At 51.8% G+C, this 17,100-nt stretch carries 15 protein-coding genes; 7 read left to right on the top strand and 8 right to left on the bottom strand.

From position 1 onward, the window contains the following. Positions 1 to 5: 5 nt before the first annotated feature. The 4 genes from thiS (at position 6) to thiE (ending at position 2,853) form a co-directional block, all read left to right on the top strand. The gene (gene thiS, locus JQN73_RS11915; protein ID WP_205323329.1) at positions 6 to 206 is read left to right on the top strand and encodes a sulfur carrier protein ThiS; all 201 of its coding nucleotides are present in this window, start codon (positions 6 to 8) and stop codon (positions 204 to 206) included. A 200-nt stretch (positions 207 to 406) separates the two neighbouring features. Beyond that, a complete protein-coding gene (locus JQN73_RS11920; protein ID WP_205319006.1) occupies positions 407 to 1,219 on the top strand; it encodes a thiazole synthase in 813 nt (270 codons plus the stop codon). Positions 1,220 to 1,275: 56 nt separating this feature from the next. Then, on the top strand, positions 1,276 to 2,106 hold the full coding sequence (locus JQN73_RS11925; RefSeq protein WP_205323330.1) for a hydroxymethylpyrimidine/phosphomethylpyrimidine kinase: 831 nt from the start codon (positions 1,276 to 1,278) through the stop codon (positions 2,104 to 2,106). A 111-nt stretch (positions 2,107 to 2,217) separates the two neighbouring features. Then, positions 2,218 to 2,853 (top strand): thiamine phosphate synthase, encoded by a 636-nt coding sequence (gene thiE, locus JQN73_RS11930; protein ID WP_370551235.1) that lies wholly within the window; start codon positions 2,218 to 2,220, stop codon positions 2,851 to 2,853. 62 nt (positions 2,854 to 2,915) lie between these two features. Here the strand turns inward: thiE and JQN73_RS11935 are convergent, their stop codons facing one another. Both JQN73_RS11935 and JQN73_RS11940 read right to left on the bottom strand, forming a co-directional pair. After that, the gene (locus tag JQN73_RS11935; protein ID WP_205319008.1) at positions 2,916 to 3,416 is read right to left on the bottom strand and encodes a Dps family protein; all 501 of its coding nucleotides are present in this window, start codon (positions 3,414 to 3,416) and stop codon (positions 2,916 to 2,918) included. A 159-nt stretch (positions 3,417 to 3,575) separates the two neighbouring features. After that, entirely contained in the window at positions 3,576 to 4,844 is a 1,269-nt protein-coding gene (locus JQN73_RS11940; RefSeq protein ID WP_205319009.1) for an MFS transporter, read from the bottom strand. A 244-nt stretch (positions 4,845 to 5,088) separates the two neighbouring features. Here JQN73_RS11940 and JQN73_RS11945 point away from each other — a divergent pair, with 244 nt between their 5' ends. Then, the gene (locus JQN73_RS11945; protein ID WP_205323331.1) at positions 5,089 to 7,371 is read left to right on the top strand and encodes a UvrD-helicase domain-containing protein; all 2,283 of its coding nucleotides are present in this window, start codon (positions 5,089 to 5,091) and stop codon (positions 7,369 to 7,371) included. A gap of 66 nt (positions 7,372 to 7,437) precedes the next feature. Here JQN73_RS11945 and JQN73_RS11950 read toward each other — a convergent pair whose 3' ends face one another. The 4 genes from JQN73_RS11950 to JQN73_RS11965 form a co-directional block, all read right to left on the bottom strand. Further along, positions 7,438 to 8,208, bottom strand: a complete 771-nt coding sequence (locus JQN73_RS11950; RefSeq protein WP_205319010.1) for a BPSS1780 family membrane protein — start codon at positions 8,206 to 8,208, stop codon at positions 7,438 to 7,440. A 5-nt stretch (positions 8,209 to 8,213) separates the two neighbouring features. After that, complete coding sequence (locus tag JQN73_RS11955) at positions 8,214 to 9,170, bottom strand: homoserine kinase (RefSeq protein WP_205319011.1); 957 nt, start codon at positions 9,168 to 9,170, stop codon at positions 8,214 to 8,216. A 130-nt stretch (positions 9,171 to 9,300) separates the two neighbouring features. After that, positions 9,301 to 9,771, bottom strand: coding sequence for a hypothetical protein (locus JQN73_RS11960; RefSeq protein WP_205319012.1), 471 nt, complete (start codon positions 9,769 to 9,771; stop codon positions 9,301 to 9,303). Positions 9,772 to 10,100: 329 nt separating this feature from the next. After that, a complete protein-coding gene (locus JQN73_RS11965; protein WP_205319013.1) occupies positions 10,101 to 10,853 on the bottom strand; it encodes a TIGR00730 family Rossman fold protein in 753 nt (250 codons plus the stop codon). Between JQN73_RS11965 and polA the strand changes: the two genes are divergently transcribed. Further along, positions 10,854 to 13,670 carry a DNA polymerase I gene (gene polA / locus JQN73_RS11970; protein WP_205319014.1) on the top strand — a complete coding sequence of 939 codons (2,817 nt, stop codon included), beginning with the start codon at positions 10,854 to 10,856 and terminating at the stop codon, positions 13,668 to 13,670. It abuts the gene before it with no gap. A 136-nt stretch (positions 13,671 to 13,806) separates the two neighbouring features. After that, positions 13,807 to 14,691: a dienelactone hydrolase family protein gene (locus JQN73_RS11975; RefSeq protein WP_205319015.1), complete on the top strand. Its 885-nt coding sequence runs from the start codon at positions 13,807 to 13,809 to the stop codon at positions 14,689 to 14,691. Between the two features lie 162 nt (positions 14,692 to 14,853). Here JQN73_RS11975 and JQN73_RS11980 read toward each other — a convergent pair whose 3' ends face one another. Together JQN73_RS11980 and JQN73_RS11985 are read right to left on the bottom strand one after the other, a co-directional pair. Then, positions 14,854 to 15,720, bottom strand: a complete 867-nt coding sequence (locus JQN73_RS11980; RefSeq protein ID WP_205319016.1) for a sulfurtransferase — start codon at positions 15,718 to 15,720, stop codon at positions 14,854 to 14,856. A gap of 208 nt (positions 15,721 to 15,928) precedes the next feature. Continuing rightward, positions 15,929 to 17,047, bottom strand: a complete 1,119-nt coding sequence (locus tag JQN73_RS11985) for an aromatic ring-hydroxylating dioxygenase subunit alpha (RefSeq protein ID WP_205319017.1) — start codon at positions 17,045 to 17,047, stop codon at positions 15,929 to 15,931. Positions 17,048 to 17,100: the final 53 nt, after the last annotated feature.

Genomic DNA, 17,100 nt, shown 5'->3' on the forward strand with positions numbered 1-17,100 from the left:
GGATGATGGAAATCGAACTTAACGGTGTGGCGCATCAACTCGATGATAGCCAGACGCTGCAACAATTGGTAGCGGCTCTGGCAATGTCCGGTAAGGCGATTGCTGTGGCCGTCAATCGCCAGGTTGTGCCCGCCCACTTGTGGTCGCAGCATGTCCTGCTTCCAAGCGACAAGGTGGATTTGGTGCGTGCTATCGGTGGTGGTTAAGGTGCGCTGTCTGGCATAAAAGTGGTGCGAGATGGACTGCTGGCTTGTCGATACTGGTGGGGTGATATTAGTCATCACCAGTAAGCGGTCCGTTGCCAATTTTTCTGCCGACAAATCTCTCGCACACGATTGTTTGAACGCTAGTGGTTGGGTAACGCTGAGCGTTATCCAGCCAGCAAAGCAATACGAAAGGAAAAATCATGAACGTGAACAATACCCTCTCAGAAAGCCAACAAGATGTTGGTTTGATTATCGCTGGAAAAACCTACCGTTCCCGTCTATTGGTGGGCAGCGGAAAATATCGTGATCTGGATCAAACACGCGCAGCGACTGAAGCCAGCGGTGCTGAAATTATTACTGTCGCGATTCGCCGCGTCAACATCGGTCAGGATCCGAACGCACCGAATTTACTGGACGTCGTGCCGCCTTCGCGTTACACGATATTGCCCAATACTGCTGGCTGCTATAACGCGAAAGATGCGGTTTATACGCTGCAATTAGGGCGGGAATTATTGGGTGGCCACAAGCTGGCAAAACTGGAAGTGCTTGGGGATGAGAAGACCTTGTTTCCAAACATGCCGGAGACCTTGAAAGCCGCTGAAACACTGGTCAAGGATGGTTTTGACGTGATGGTGTATTGCAGCGACGATCCGATTCAGGCGCGTATTCTGGAAGAAATTGGATGCGTCGCCATCATGCCGTTGGCGTCCTTGATAGGGTCCGGCATGGGTATTCTAAACCCGTGGAACCTGTCGCTGATTATCGAACAGGCTAAAGTGCCAGTGTTGGTGGATGCCGGTGTCGGCACGGCATCTGACGCAGCGATTGCGATGGAACTGGGTTGCGATGGCGTGCTGATGAATACTGCGATTGCGGGCGCGCGCGATCCGATTCGTATGGCCCGCGCCATGCGACTGGCGGTTGAGGCCGGCCGCGAAGCTTTTCTTGCGGGCCGGATTCCGCGCCGTTTTGCGGCTTCGCCATCGTCGCCGATGGCTGGACGGATCAAGTGACCGGAAGTCATTCCAGTGCGCTCGATACCGCCTATGGAAAATCGCTTCGACAGCCCTTGACGCCACCCTGCGTTCTGGTGTTTTCGGGCTCAGATCCAAGTGGCGGGGCCGGTTTGCAAGCTGATATTACCGCGATAGCCGGGCTAGGTGCGCATCCAATGTCGGTGGTGACGGTCTTGACTGTGCAGGATAACCAGCGGGTCTTTGGCGTTTATCCTGTGGCTGCTGATCTGGTACACCAACAGGCGCAGGTTTTGGTGGATAGGATTGAGATTTCGGCGGTCAAGCTCGGGATCGTCGGCAATCGCGCCAACGCTGAAGTGATCGCCGCCATCGTTCGACAGTTGCGCGTACGTCAGCCCGACTTACCAGTGGTATTCGATCCTGTGCTGGCGAACGGTGCGGGAGAATCTTTGTCGACGGAGGATCCGGTAGCGGCGCTGGCGCCGTTGTTTGCACTGGCAACGGTGATTACGCCGAACCGGATAGAGGTGAATCGATTATGTCCGACCGGGTGTGGTGAAGACAATTCACCCGATGTGCAGTCCCAACAGTTGTTAGCACGCGGCTGCCAGAACGTTTTATTAAAAGGCGGACACGGCCCAGAACTGGATCATGTGTTGAATCGTTGGTACACGCCGAATCACCAGCAAAGCTGGCGTTGGCCGCGCTTGTCCGGCGAATTCCATGGCAGCGGTTGTACGCTGGCGGCGGCATTGGCTGCCCTGCTGGCGCGAGGAATGCCGATGGAGCAAGCGATTGCAGCCGCACAGACTTACTGTCAACAGGCACTGACGGCTTCTTACGCAATCGCGGACGGGCAGCGAATACCTAATCGCTTAACTCCGGATTGGTGGCGCAACATTGGTGCAACAGTGATGCCATAGCTACAGGATGGTTTCAGGTTAGTTACATGTCAGCTACATGTTAGTTACAGGATCGTCACGGGATAGCCAAACTGTAGCGTTGCGATTTTTATGGATGACGAAGGAGGCGTTGTGAAAAAGTTTAATCTGAAAGGTCTTTATATTGTCACGCCGGACTGGGACGATACGGCAAAATTAGTGGCGGTGAGCGAGCAAGCTTTAAAGGGCGGTGCAGCCTTGTTACAGTATCGCCACAAGACTGCCGATGCCGCGCTCCGTCTGCAGCAAGCGACATTATTGTTGGCCTTGTGTCGTCAATATGAGCGTCCGTTCATCATCAACGATCACGTCGATCTCTGCCTGGCGCTGGATGCGGATGGTATTCACGTCGGTGGCACGGACGCCAGCGTGGCGGAGATACGCGCCAGGGTTGGCCCGAATAAAATCGTCGGCGCATCTTGTTACGGCAGCATGGAAATGGCACACGACGCGGTCCTTCTCGGTGCCAGTTATGTTGCTTTCGGCGGCTTTTATCCCTCTAAAGTCAAAAAGTATGAAGTGAGCACGCAGGCGTCGATTGTGACCAACGCGAAGGCCGCGATCGCTTTGCCGAACGTTGTCATCGGCGGCATGACGGTGCAAAATGCGGCGCCCCTGGTAGCCGCTGGTGCCGATATGGTGGCGGCGATTAGCAGTGTTTATCTGGGCACAGACCCGTCTGCAGCGGCGCGCGAATTTGTCGCGCTATTTTCTGATCCGGACTTTTAAACTATCAATTACGGCAATAAAAAACGGCGCTATCTGCGCCGTTTTTTATTATCTAATGATGATCAGCCCTCTAGCAAACTCCGCAACATCCATGCATTTTTTTCGTGTAACTGCATGCGTTGAGTCAGCAGATCAGCCGTTGGTTCGTCGGACGCGGCATCGACCACAGGGAAGATTGAACGCGCAGTACGAGTGACCGACTCTTGTCCTTCGACCAGTTGCTGAATCATTTCTGTGGCGTTCGGAACGCCCACTGCTTCAGCGATGGTCGATAATTTGGCAAACGCTGTGTAGGAACCCGGCGCTGGGTAGCCCAACGCACGAATTCGTTCAGCGATCAGATCCACAGCCAGCGATAGTTCGGTGTATTGACCTTCAAACATCAGGTGCAATGTATTGAACATTGGCCCAGTGACGTTCCAGTGAAAATTGTGTGTTTTCAAATATAACGTGTAAGTATCAGCGAGCAATTTGCTGAGGCCGTCTGCAATTTTTTTGCGATCTTTATCGTTGATGCCGATGTTGATAACCGCGACGTTTTTCTTTGCAACTATCTTTGCCATTGCATTACTCCTTCAGTGGATTACGGGTTTTGGAATTGCCAAAATACTGATAGCATTGTGCGCAGCCATTTTATGTCAATTTGCCGGGTAGTGAAACTGCGTGCCTGATTGAGGTTGCCGCGGCCTCCTTGAAGAGAAGGCCGGGCCACCCATGCGCCCTCACTCAACCGACATATTTCCCATCGATCGTTCCGAGCGGCGATGCAACGTGACGGTTAAAGCGACGCCTGCAAGCGCTGCCAGTGCAGCAAATAAAAATACTTCGGGATATCCAAACGCGGTGGCGATTAATCCCGCCAACGGTCCGGTAATGCCAAGGGCGACGTCCAAAAACATGGAATATGCTCCCAAAGCGCTCCCACGATTATGCTGCGGTACCCGGCGAACCGCTTCCACACCGAGCGCAGGAAAGACTAGCGCGAAGCCACTTCCAGTAAGCGCAGCCCCGCACAAGGCTACCCAGGACGCGGTTGAAAAACCTAACAATAGTAAGCCGAATGCTTCGACCGCAAAGCAGGCTACCGCCACGCGAAAGCCACCAAAACGACCGATTGTTGTACTAAACAGAAGGCGAGCACCTACGAAAAAGCCACCAAACAAGGTGAGGGCGAAAGCGGCGTTAGACCAATGATGGCTGGCGTAAAACAACGTAATAAAAGTAGCGATAGACCCAAATCCCACTGATCCGAGAGCAAGGCCGAGGCCATGCGGCAACACCCGGCGCAGCACGTTTCCGAACGGCAGATGCTCACCTTTGATGACTGCCGTCGCTTGCTTGCGGCGCGCCAGATAGTATCCAATAATCCCCAGTCCGACGATGACCACGCCGACCCAGGCCAGGCCCCATGCGTGAACAATCACCACGCCCAGCGGCGCCCCGACCGCTAGCGCGCCATAAGTGGCTATCCCATTCCAGGAAATCATGCGGGCAGTATGCTGCGAACCGACGCGTCCGATTCCCCAGGCTATCGCACCCGTACCGACCAGGCTTTCCGAGTAGCCGAGCACCAATCTGCTGAGCATCAATACCACGAGACTCAGCCACGGGACCGACGGTAATAAGGCTGCGACAATTAAAACGCCGCCGCTTACGCCACATCCAATCAAACCATACAATACCGATGTTTTAGGCCCAACCGAGTCGGCGATGCGCCCGGCGCGTGGGCGGCTAAGCATGGTCGCCAGATACTGAATACTAATCGCAAGACCAGCCAATACGGAACTGTAGCCGAGGTCGACGTGTACGTAACCCGGTAGTACAGCCAACGGCAGTCCGATTGACAGATAGCAGATAAAAGTAAAAAAAGAGGTGGCAATAATGTGGAAACTGACAGCCCCTTCAGAAAGTGGCTGTAAAACTGGTTGTGGCTGTGCACCAGGCGTGGGAGCGGAGGGCGTACCGCCTTTCAAGCGGTCTTGTTCGAGCATGGTAGGCAATGGTGAAGAATAATAGTGGAGGATTGAGTTGTTTTGAATAGGCGGCAAAAACCGGGCAAAACTGGGCAAACGCGGTCACTTTTTAGAAAAATACAGAAAATCTGTTTGCTTTGATGCAATGCAGTATTTTACTCCTCTGGCCGCTTTGTTGCTTGCCGCGCTCGGACCTGGCCCGGCACCTGTTCCGAATCATATGGCAATAGGCCGTAGCATGCCGCGCAGTTATAATGGTGAGATGCAAAATCTTCTTCAGAACCTTAATCCCGAACAACTCGCCGCAGTCACATTGCCCGCTCAATCAGCCTTGATTCTTGCAGGTGCCGGATCTGGCAAAACACGCGTATTGATTACCCGTATTGCATGGCTGATTCAAACCGGGCAAGTATCGCCCACCGGCGTGTTAGCGGTCACCTTTACCAATAAGGCTGCCAAAGAACTGATGGTGCGGTTGTCTGCGATGTTGCCAATTAATACACGCGGGATGTGGATCGGGACTTTCCACGGGTTATGCAATCGTCTGTTACGCGCCCATCATAAAGACGCGGCATTGACGCCCACGTTTCAAATTCTGGATTCGCAAGATCAGCTGTCGGCGATCAAACGGTTGCTTAAATCATTGAACATCGATGACGAAAAATACCCACCGCGTAGCTTGATGTATTTTATTAATGGCGCTAAAGATCAGGGTTTGCGTGCGCACGAGGTTGAAGCCAACGATGACTACAACCGTAAGTTTGTTGAGTTATATGCGCTGTATGATCAACAGTGCCAGCGCGAAGGAGTGGTGGATTTCGCTGAATTGTTATTACGAACGTATGAATTGATGGTTAGAAATCAGCCACTGCGTGAGCATTATCAAGCGCGTTTTAAGCATATTCTGGTCGATGAGTTCCAAGACACCAATGATCTGCAATATAAATGGTTGAAACTGATGGCAGGTCAGGGCGGCGTGGTATTTGCCGTTGGCGATGACGACCAAAGCATTTACGCCTTTCGGGGTGCCAACGTCGGCAATATGAGTACCTTTGAGCGGGAATTTCAGGTCGAAAATTTGATTAAGCTTGAGCAAAATTATCGCTCGCATGGTCATATTCTGGACTCTGCCAACACGCTGATCGCCAACAACAGCAAGCGTCTCGGCAAGAACCTGCGCACCGACGCTGGCCATGGCGAACCGGTAAGAATTTATGAGTCTACGAGCGATTTACTTGAGGCGCAGTGGATAATCGAAGAGGCCAAGAGCCTCATAAACGACGGTGCCGAACGCAGCCAAATTGCGATTTTGTATCGTTCCAACGCCCAATCCCGGGTGATTGAGCATGCGCTCTTCTCAGCCGGTATTCCGTATCGTGTATATGGCGGTCAGCGCTATTTCGAGCGGGCTGAAGTAAAGCATGCCATTGCGTATTTGCAGTTGATGGACAATCCGCATAACGATTCAGCATTTTTGCGGGTTGTGAATTTTCCGACCCGTGGTATCGGTGCGCGCTCGCTGGAGCATTTGCAGGATGCTGCCCGTCAACAAGGTATTTCACTGTATGCGGCGGTGCCTTATGTTGCGGGAAAGGCCGGTGCTTCGCTTGGCGCATTCCTAAAGTTAATTGAAGGTGCGCGGTTCGAGACGCAACATTTGCCGCTCCCCGAGATGGTGAAAATCATGCTCGATGTCAGCGGGCTGATTATCCACTACGGCACTGAAAGAGAAGGCGCTGATCGCATCGAAAATTTGGAGCAATTGGTGAACGCGGCGACCTTATTCGTTTCAGAGGAAGGGTTTGGGTCCGATGCGCCAGCGTTGCTCGGCCCGCAAGCCGATGTATTGGCAGCGGCCTCGATCACGACCGCGGATGGTATCGAAATTATCGACGCGGATGCCCGACTGTCTTTCATCATGTCGCCGTTGTCGGCGTTTTTGTCGCATGCGTCGTTAGAGGCGGGTGATAATCAAGCCAAGACCGGACAAGATGCCTTGCAACTGATGACGGTGCATTCCTCCAAAGGTCTCGAGTTCGAAGCGGTGTTCATCACCGGACTGGAAGAAGGTTTGTTTCCGCATGAGAATTCGCAAAAAGAAGATGCTGGTGTCGAAGAAGAGCGGCGTCTGATGTACGTTGCCATCACGCGTGCCAAGAAGCGTCTCTATATGAGTTTTTCGCAGACCCGCATGTTACATGGGCAAACACGGTATAACCTGCGGTCACGTTTTTTTGATGAACTGCCGGAAGATGCGCTCAAATGGTTGTCACCCAAAATACAGCCGCAACAGCCTAGCTGGTTTGCCCATCCGAAAGCAGCGTGGGTTGATGAGCCGCAGTTTGGGGCGAATTCTATTGCGAACAAATTTGCAAAGCAGGATCTGGGTTGGCGTATAGGTGAAAACGTCGCGCATCAAAAATTTGGCGAAGGTGTGATCGTTAACATCGAAGGCAGTGGCGGCAATGCTCGTGCGCAAATTAATTTTGGCAAACATGGAATGAAATTGCTGGATTTAACGGTCGCTAAACTGGAGAAGGTTTAGGCAGGAACCGTTGATTCTTTTGGGATCGCCTCCCCAATGTGCGGGGAAGGCGTTTATGGTGAAATGTTATTTATCCGATGTCTCTGGCGCACCAAAAATCTGCTTGTAGGTCGGATAGAACGAACAATACATCACGACCGTTAGCATGATCGATAATGGCAACAATACCATCAGTGTAATCGAGGCATTGCCGACTAGCAGTGCCACTATCACGCTCACAATTGCTGGCAGTAAAACGCCGAAAACGATCCAGGTAAGCCCGTATACCATAAACGCTTTGGTCTCGCGTTGAACGGCAAAGAAGCTATAAAAAATGGCTTTCAGGACGCTCATTTTTTGCCAGACGATCAATGGCGCGGCGTACCAGAATCCCATCGCAAACGGTACATACACGGCAGCCGAAAACATCATGGCAAATGTCATATTGGATTCTTGTGCTGTTTTGGCATCAAGCGGAATCTGACCCGTCATGGCTTCCCAGAAAACCCCGCCATCAATGAGCGCCGACGCGCCAATCGCAATCATGGCGGCAAGTAAATACAGGCATCCCAGCAGAAGCAGATTTTTGCATGCAGGAGAACGAAATCCCGTTAGTAGCAAGTTTGGGTAGACGCGTTTGTCGTTCTCAATCTGCACACAGGCTTGCATAAACGCCATCGAAAAAACTGGCACCAATATCAGCGGCAGCAACTGCCCCAGCACCGGAATGATGCCGACAGCCAGCATCAGGAACATGTACGATAGGAACAGAGTCGAGATTTCAGCCGGTTGTTTGCGAAACAGCGCAAAGCCACTTTTTACCCAAATCCAACCAGTTTTTGCAGGCAATTTTTCCATTATATTCAGAACAAGGCCGGAGCCGGGTGAGCGATGCGCTGCCGCAAAATCCGTTCGAAATGCACTGGATCATGCGGCGTCAGCATTTCTGCTGCGCGCGGTAAATAAAAGTCGTATAGACGCGAAAGCCAGAAGCGCAATGCGGCGGCACGCAGCATTGGTTGCCAGGCGGTTTGATCGTCGGCGCTAAATGGTTGTACTGAGCGATAACCATCCAACATTGCTGCGACACGAGCGTGATCTAAAATACCCGTATCGACGTCGATGCACCAATCGTTGACGGTAACCGCAAGATCGAATAGCCAGGTGTCACATCCGGCAAAATAAAAGTCAAAAAATCCCGAAAGCTTGTCGCCATCAAACATCACATTGTTGCGAAACAGGTCGGCATGCACGGGCCCGTTGCGCAGGTTCTGATAAGCGGCGGTCGTTGCAAAGTCTTCCTGAAACTTGATTTCGGAGCGAAGTAGCTGTTTGATATCGTCTGTCAAAAATGGTAAGACAACAGGGGCCGTATCGCGCCACCATGCAAGGCCACGTAAATTTGGCTGGACAATGGGGAAATCTTGAGCGGCCAAGTGCATCCTGGCCAGCATTGCTCCTACTTCGCGACAATGCACGGGGCCTGGCGACATCTGGGATTCGCCGCTTAATTTGCTGACGATAGCAGCGGGTTTGCCATGCAGTGCGTTGATGATCGCGCCGTCCTTGTTGGCAATCGGTGCGGGTACTGCTACGCCGCGCTCAGCCAGATGGCGCATTAATTCAAGATAGAACGGTAATTGTTCGAACGTCAGCTTTTCAAACACCGTCAGCACGTATTCACCAGCTTCGGTATTAATAAAAAAGTTGCTATTTTCGATACCGGACGAAATGCCTTTAATCGCTGATGCTTTGCCTAGCGGAAATTGTGAAAGCCATTGGTTAAGGTCTTCCAGGCCGACGGGGGTAAATACTGCCATGAGGGAAATAAAAAAAAGAGTGTTTCGAAAAACGTCGAAAGGACAGGTATTTGTGAGGATGTTCAACAAAGACGCAGCTTGTTGCGTCTTTGTTTCGCTGCGATACTACAAAAAGCAAATGTACCCCGTTTTATTGCGCTATCGTGGCTGGTGGCATTGGCGCAGTTTTGCTGTCCACGGCCTGCTCCTGGCCTGGAGCTGGGGGCTTTTCTTTCTTTTGACCCCAATCAAACTCCTTAATGACCCATCGCGCCCCATTTGCAGGTGCACTTGGCGTATCGCCGGGCAATGACGTGCCCGCAGTTCTCGGAACGATATGGTAAGTGCTGCCTCCGCTATTGACTTTAATGTCGGTGACAACGCCTTGCTGGCGTTGCTGCGTGATCGTGCCTTCAGGGGCCTTTTCGTTCTTTTCAATGGTAATGTCGGGCTTTGGACCTTCTTCCAGATTCTGCAATTCTGGCGGAGGCGGTGCCAGGCTCGCTGGTCGCGGCGCGTCCGCGGGCTGTTGTGCGAGCACCGCAGGCGTCGTAATCGCACCAACTGCAGCAATAAGGAGCGCTGCGAACGTTGCCACTGGCCAGACTTTGATGTTATTCATGGTTTTTTTGCATGCCATAGTTGTTCGGGGGTATCAAACTATCGGAGAAAAGCTAGATAAGCGTAATGGTTCCATTGTAGCAAACCGCCTGTATTGATAGGGTACTACTCGTCGAACAAGTACATTTTCCAGAAACAAATTGCTTTTTCAGGTTATGTTGCGTTACGTGGTCCGCTATGCACAGGTCGTGGATGGAAGGAGAGATTGCGGATCAAGATCGAAGATCAAGGTAAAAAATCAATCCACATCAGAATTGGCGACGTTATACCCAGCCATGCGGGCACCGGCCGACATGCGAATGTCGACCGGGTTGCAAATTCGCATGTTTATTACAACAACGCGCCGGTATCGGTATGCCGTTCCACAGAATCCGCGAGCGATGTTTCGCCTTTGTCATAAAAGTCAAAAACCGCATCGACAATTAGCGCAGGATCATCGATCACCTGAATCAAATCCATATCCTTTGCACCGATCATTCCCGTGGTCACCAACGTCGTACGGAACCATTCAAGCAGCCCCTCCCAGAAGGTACTTCCGACCAAAATGATGGGAATATGCCGACATTTTCCGGTCTGGATCAAAGTGAGCACTTCAGTCAGCTCATCCATGGTGCCAAAGCCGCCCGGCAATACGATATAAGCGTCTGCATGGCGAACGAAAGCCACTTTACGGGCGAAAAAGTGGCGGAAGCTTAATGAAATATCTTGCCACTTATTATTGCTTTGTTCGTGCGGAAGCTCGATATTGAGACCAATCGAAGGTGATTTTCCTTCAAAAGCCCCCTTGTTAGCTGCTTCCATCAGGCCGGGACCGCCGCCTGAAATGACCGCAAATCCAGCATCCGAAAAGCGACGTGCAATGTCTGAACATTGCGCGTAATACGGGTTGTCTTCTTTGATGCGCGCCGAGCCAAAGATGGACACGGCGGGATGTAACTCGGACAGACGTTCGGTTGACTCGATAAACTCTGCCATAATTGTAAACATATGCCACGATTCGCGCGCCTTCTTTGAAGTAGCACGTTCGATGTCTGTCACTTGCCGCAAGCGCGGCACATTCTTTCCGTTCGAGTTCGATTCCATATGCAAAAAACCCTGCTGTTAGTTGATGGTTCCAGTTACCTTTACCGGGCATTTCACGCGCTGCCCGACATGCGCAATGCCGACAACGAGCCAACCGGCGCGTTGTACGGCATTTTAAATATGCTTCGCCGTTTGCGACTTGATTACCCTGCAGCTTACATTGCCTGCGTGTTCGATGCAAAAGGGAAAACGTTTCGTGACGATATGTATACCGAGTACAAGGCTACACGTGCTTCGATGCCGGAGGACCTGGTTAAACAGATTACGCCTATTCACGCTGCAGTGCGCGCAATGGGTTGGCCTATTTTGATGGTTGAAGGGGTCGAGGCGGATGATGTCATCGGCACTTTGACGGTACAGGCGGTCGCGCACGGGATGACCGCTGTGGTGTCAACCGGTGATAAGGATCTGGCGCAACTGGTTAATCAGCACGTGACGCTGATTAATACGATGAACAACGAAAAGTTGGACCCGCCGGGTGTGGTGGCTAAATTTGGCGTGCCGCCCGAGCGTATTGTCGATTATTTGACCCTGATAGGTGACACGGTTGATAATATTCCGGGTGTGTCGAAGGTCGGCCCGAAGACTGCGGTGAAATGGCTGGCGCAATACGACACGGTGGATCAGGTGATTGCGAATGCCGCCAACATTGGCGGCGCGGTAGGTGAAAATCTGCGCAAGGCGATCGATTGGCTGCCGCAAGCCAAGGCGCTCGTAACAGTCAAGACCGATTGCGATCTGAGCGCCCATATGGGTGCCTTTCCAGATTCGCTGGCGATTTTGCCGCAAGATAGTCAGACATTGATCGCACTTTACACGCGCTACAATTTCAAGACCTGGCTACGGGAGCTGAGTAGTAGCGTCGCTGCTGCACCTTCTTTGACCGAAAATACAGGCGCGTCGGCTGACGTTGAAAAGGCCGGCTCGATCGGATCTGTGATTGAATCTGTGGTTGGATCGGTAGTTGCGGCCGTCGAAAGTCTGGCGCAGAGCAGCCTGTTCCCACAGGCAGTAACCAATTACGAGGCAGTGACAACGGAGCTGCAGCTTGATCGTTGGATAGCCGCCATTACCGATGCACGGTTAACTTCTGTCGATACTGAAACCACCTCACTCGATCCAATGACTGCACAATTGGTCGGCATTTCGCTCAGTTGCGCGTTAGGCGAGGCGGCGTATATCCCCGTAGCACATCGGACGCAGGACGCTACGGAACAGCTGTCACTAGCGTTTGTGCTGGGCAAATTGAAATCCTGGCTGGAAGACCCCAGCAAGTTAAAAGTGGGCCAGAATCTAAAATATGATAGCCATATTTTTGCCAATCAAGGGGTGACGTTGCGTGGAATAGCGCATGACACGATGTTGGAATCGTATGTCTTCGAATCTCATCGCCCGCATGATATGGATAGCATGGCGTTACGTCATCTGGGACATAAAACCATCACGTTTCAAGATGTGTGTGGAAAAGGCGCATCACAGATTTGTTTCGATGAGGTAGAGATCGCGCGCGCCACAGAATATGCCGCGGAAGACGCAGACGTGACTTTGCGCTTGCATCAGACCATGTGGCCGCACATTGAGGGTGATGAAAAGCTGCGTTTTATTTACGAAAGCATCGAGGTGCCGACGGCGGTTGTTTTACAAAAAATAGAACGCAATGGCGTCCTGATCGATGCTGATTTGTTGAAGATTCAATCGAACGAAATAGGTAAGCGCCTGCTGGAAATTGAACAGCAAGCTTACGTATTGGCGGGCCAGCCATTCAATCTCAATTCACCGAAGCAATTGGGCGAAATTTTCTTTGAAAAGCTGCAATTGCCGATCATCAAAAAGACGCCCTCCGGTGCACCATCAACCGATGAAGAAGTGTTGCAGAAACTGGCAGAAGACTATCCGTTGCCAAAGATTTTGCTCGATTATCGTAGTCTTTCAAAATTGAAATCGACCTATACCGATAAGCTGCCGAAGATGGTCAACCAGTTGACCGGGCGGGTGCATACCAATTATGCGCAAGCGGTGGCGGTCACGGGAAGATTGGCCTCGAACGACCCAAATTTGCAAAATATTCCGATTCGTACCGCAGAAGGTCGGCGTATTCGAGAAGCATTTGTTGCGCCGAAAAATAGCGTGATCGTCTCTGCTGATTATTCGCAAATCGAACTTCGCATCATGGCGCATATATCCGGCGACGAAAATATGCTGCGGGCATTTTCGGAAGGTATCGACATTCACCGTGCGACTGGCGCAGAGATTTTCGGCGTCTTGGCCGCAGATGTCAGCAGTGAGCAACGCCGCTATGCCAAGGTGATTAACTTCGGTTTAATTTACGGCATGAGCGCGTTTGGCCTGGCAGGGAATCTGGGTATCGAACGCGCCGCGGCGCAGATGTATATCGAAAAATATTTTATGCGCTTTTCCGGTGTAAAACTATTTATGGATAACACCCGACTGCAGGCCAAAGCCCAAGGTTATGTTGAAACCGTTTTTGGTCGTCGCTTATGGCTGCCGGAAATTAACTCGCCAAACGGCCCGCGCCGTCAGGGCGCTGAACGTGCAGCGATTAATGCACCGATGCAAGGCACCGCTGCCGATTTAATTAAATTGTCGATGATTGCCGTACAGGGTTGGCTTGAGGCCGAGCAGTTAGCTTCCAAAATGGTAATGCAGGTTCACGATGAGCTGGTGCTGGAAGTGCCGCAGCACGAGTTGGAATTAGTCCGGGTAAAGTTGCCGGAACTGATGGCAAGTGTAGCGACATTGCGGGTGCCGCTGATTGCCGAAGTGGGTATCGGTAAAAATTGGGACGAAGCGCATTAAGTTTGATGATTGAAGTTGTCTTGTGCTGAAAAGCCAAGAAAAATGTAATGGTTGTGTTCAGATGGCATTGCATGGTTCTATGGTCTTTTTAATACGTTGCCACCGTTAGTTTCACCACTTTTTGAGGAGAATTCGAGTGCCGGACTTAAAAAATGATTTCGATAGCCTGGTAGGAAAAGCGCGCTTATCCGACGATGTTGATCGCAGGACTTTTATTAAGGCCGCTCTGGGCACCGGTTTTGCCGCTGCGGTCTTGCCCGTGTGCGCGCAAACGGTGATCAAGACCGATACCGTTGGACTGACCGCAGGCGCGGTTGAAGTGCAAATTAATGGCCTGACGGTGCCGATCTATCGGGCCCAACCGGAAGGTAAGCGCAACTTGCCCGTTGTGCTGGTGATCTCCGAAATTTTTGGCGTACACGAGCATATAGCAGATGTGGCGCGTCGGTTCGCCAAGCTTGGGTATCTGGCGATTGCGCCTGATTTGTTTGTTCGGCAAGGGAATCCTGCAGCGTTTGCGTCGATTGCGGAGTTACAAAAAGAAGTGATTTCGAAGGTGCCTGACGATCAGGTTATTGGTGATCTGGACGCATGCGTCGCCTGGGCGAAAGAAAATGGCGGTAACGTCGATAAGCTTGCCATTAACGGCTTTTGCTGGGGTGGTCGCATCACGTGGTTGTACTGTGGCCACAATCCAAAAGTGACAGCGGGGGCGGCGTGGTACGGTCGTCTGGTCGGTGACAAGAGCGCACTCACTCCGCATCAACCTATTGATATCGCCGCCACGTTAAAAGTGCCGGTATTAGGTTTATATGGCGGCAAAGATGAAGGCATTACGCAAGATAGCATTCAGCAAATGAAGGCTGCGCTTGCGAAGGGGAGCAGTAAATCGACCTTTGTTGTGTATCCGAATTCTGGCCATGCGTTTAACGCCGACTACCGTCCCAGCTATGTCGAAGCAGACGCCAAGGACGCCTGGAAGCGTGTCATCGAGTGGTTCAAAAGCCACGGTGTAAGTTAAGTCGATAAAGTCTTAATCGAAGATATCAGGAGAAAATGTGCCGGGAGGCAGGGGCTTTTTCGATTAATGTCGATCGCTGAAGATTGAAAAAATGTGCGGACCCGTTGCTTTTGCAAACGGCCGCACATTTTTTAATTCCGTTGTGATTTATTCCATCAGATGCTAAGCACCAGTTGCCACCGGGCGGCTTGGATCGGCGCACCATTCACTCCACGAACCTGGATACAATGCCGCGCCATGCAGGCCAGCAATTTCCAGCGCCAGTAAGTTATGGCAAGCGGTCACGCCTGAACCGCATTGCATCACGGCGGTTTGCGACGCGCTAATGATGTTATTGAACTCTTCATGTAATTGGTGACCTGGTTTGAAACGGCCGTCAGGTTGTAAATTATCCTTGAAGAAGCGATTCTTGGCGCCGGGAATATGACCGCCAACGGGGTCGATGGTTTCGTTCTCGCCGCGGAAGCGGTCTGGAGCTCGGGCATCCACCAACGTGCGTTGGGAACTGGTCAGATTGTTCAAAACATCCTGCGCATCGACACTGACGACCAAGGTCGGCTTGGCACTGATCGTGCCCTTAGGCGTAGTGGGAATGTCAGTTGACAGCACCTGGCCTTCCGCCTGCCATGCTCCCAGTCCGCCATCAAGTACCGCGACGGATGCATGTCCAATAGAGCGCAACAGCCACCACAGTCGTGCCGCGTACATACCTCCCTGTGCATCGTAAGCAATCACTTGCGTATCGTCGCTGATGCCGAGATTGCGCAACGTGGCGATCAAAGCGTCTTGCTCTGGCAGCGGATGGCGCCCTTTGAAAGTGCCGTCGGCAGTTTGTTTGGCACCGGACAGATCCTGGTCGAGGTGGGCGAAATGCGCCAGGGGAATATGGCCAGCGTCATAGGACGCGCGACCAGCATCCGGGTTCGCCAAATCATGACGGCAGTCGACAATGACCCAGTTCGGCTGCGCAACATTTTGTAACAGGTTGGCGGCCGAAATTAGTGTGGTGTACGGATGTTTGTTAGGCATTGCGATCTCCATTGGTTCTTGCAGGGTGCAGATAACCTATTGTACTCAAGCTTGCGATTTAGTCTGCATTGTTGCCTGGATTGTCTATTGAAGTAACGCAGGTAACCTGGATCTCGGCAACAAACAGGGTGATTATAGAGTGTTGCTGCCCGTCAACCTTTTATATTTGTTGGGATTAGCGGGCATGACACACAGGCGCTGCGGTTGCTTAGCCAGCGCTGGACTCCGGCAACGCGATCTGGCTGCGATACCACTCGTGAAAATGTTGCATGCCATCTTCCATCGGCGACTGGTATGGCCCAACTTCGCTCGTGCCGCGTGCCATCAGAATCTGGCGACCGGCATCCATGCGAAGCGCAATTTCATCATCTTCGACGCAGGTTTCCATATAAGCGGCGCGTTCCGCCTCCACCATTTCGCGTTCGAATAATGCAATTTCTTCGGGGTAATAGAATTCAACCACATTCGTGGTCTTCTGCGGTCCGCTTGGCCACAAAGTGGACACCACCAATACGTGTGGATACCATTCCACCATGATGTTTGGATAGAGCGTGAGCCAGATTGCGCCATACTTGGGCGGTTTGCCGTTACCAAATTTAAGAACTTGCTCCTGCCATTTTTTGTAAGCCGCCGATCCGGATTTCGCCAGACCATTGTTGACGCCTACCGTCTGAACGCTGTAATCCTTGCTAAATTCCCAGGTCAGATCGTCGCAACTGACAAAACTGCCCAGACCGGGATGAAACGGTTCGACGTGATAATCTTCCAGATAAACCTCGATGAAGGTTTTCCAGTTGTAATCGCATTCATGCACTTCTACGTGGTCGAACAAATAGTTGCTGAAATCCAGGTCTTTCGACACACCAAGTTTATGCAGCTTTTCGCCGACGTTAAAGCCGTTCTGCTCGAATAGCAAACCGTTCCAGCTTTGTAGCGGTGTATTGGAAAGATTCATGCACGGCGTCTCGCCAAAGTGCGGCGCACCGATCAATTCACCCTTCAGATCATAAGTCCAGCGATGGAGCGGGCACACGATGTTGCGCGCATTGCCGCGACCGTCGAGCATTTTGGCTTGACGATGTCGACAGACGTTAGAAATCAGCGCAATGCCCTCAGGGTTGCGCACTAACATGCGGCCTTCATTTTCGGATGCCATCGTGGCGTAATCGCCGACGTTGGGCACCATTAATTCGTGGCCGACGTAACGTGGGCCACTATGAAATAGCTGTTGTATTTCGCGTTTTAACAGTGTTTCGTCAAAATAGACGTCGACTGGAAGTTGCGCTTCAGACCGCGCCAGTTTGGCAAAAATAGCCAGATCGGACATTCCCGTCCCCCAAATTAATCTGCACCAACCTAAGAGAGAAAGAATCCGTAAAA

Source organism: Glaciimonas sp. PAMC28666, assembly GCF_016917355.1.
Lineage (GTDB): Bacteria > Pseudomonadota > Gammaproteobacteria > Burkholderiales > Burkholderiaceae_D > Glaciimonas.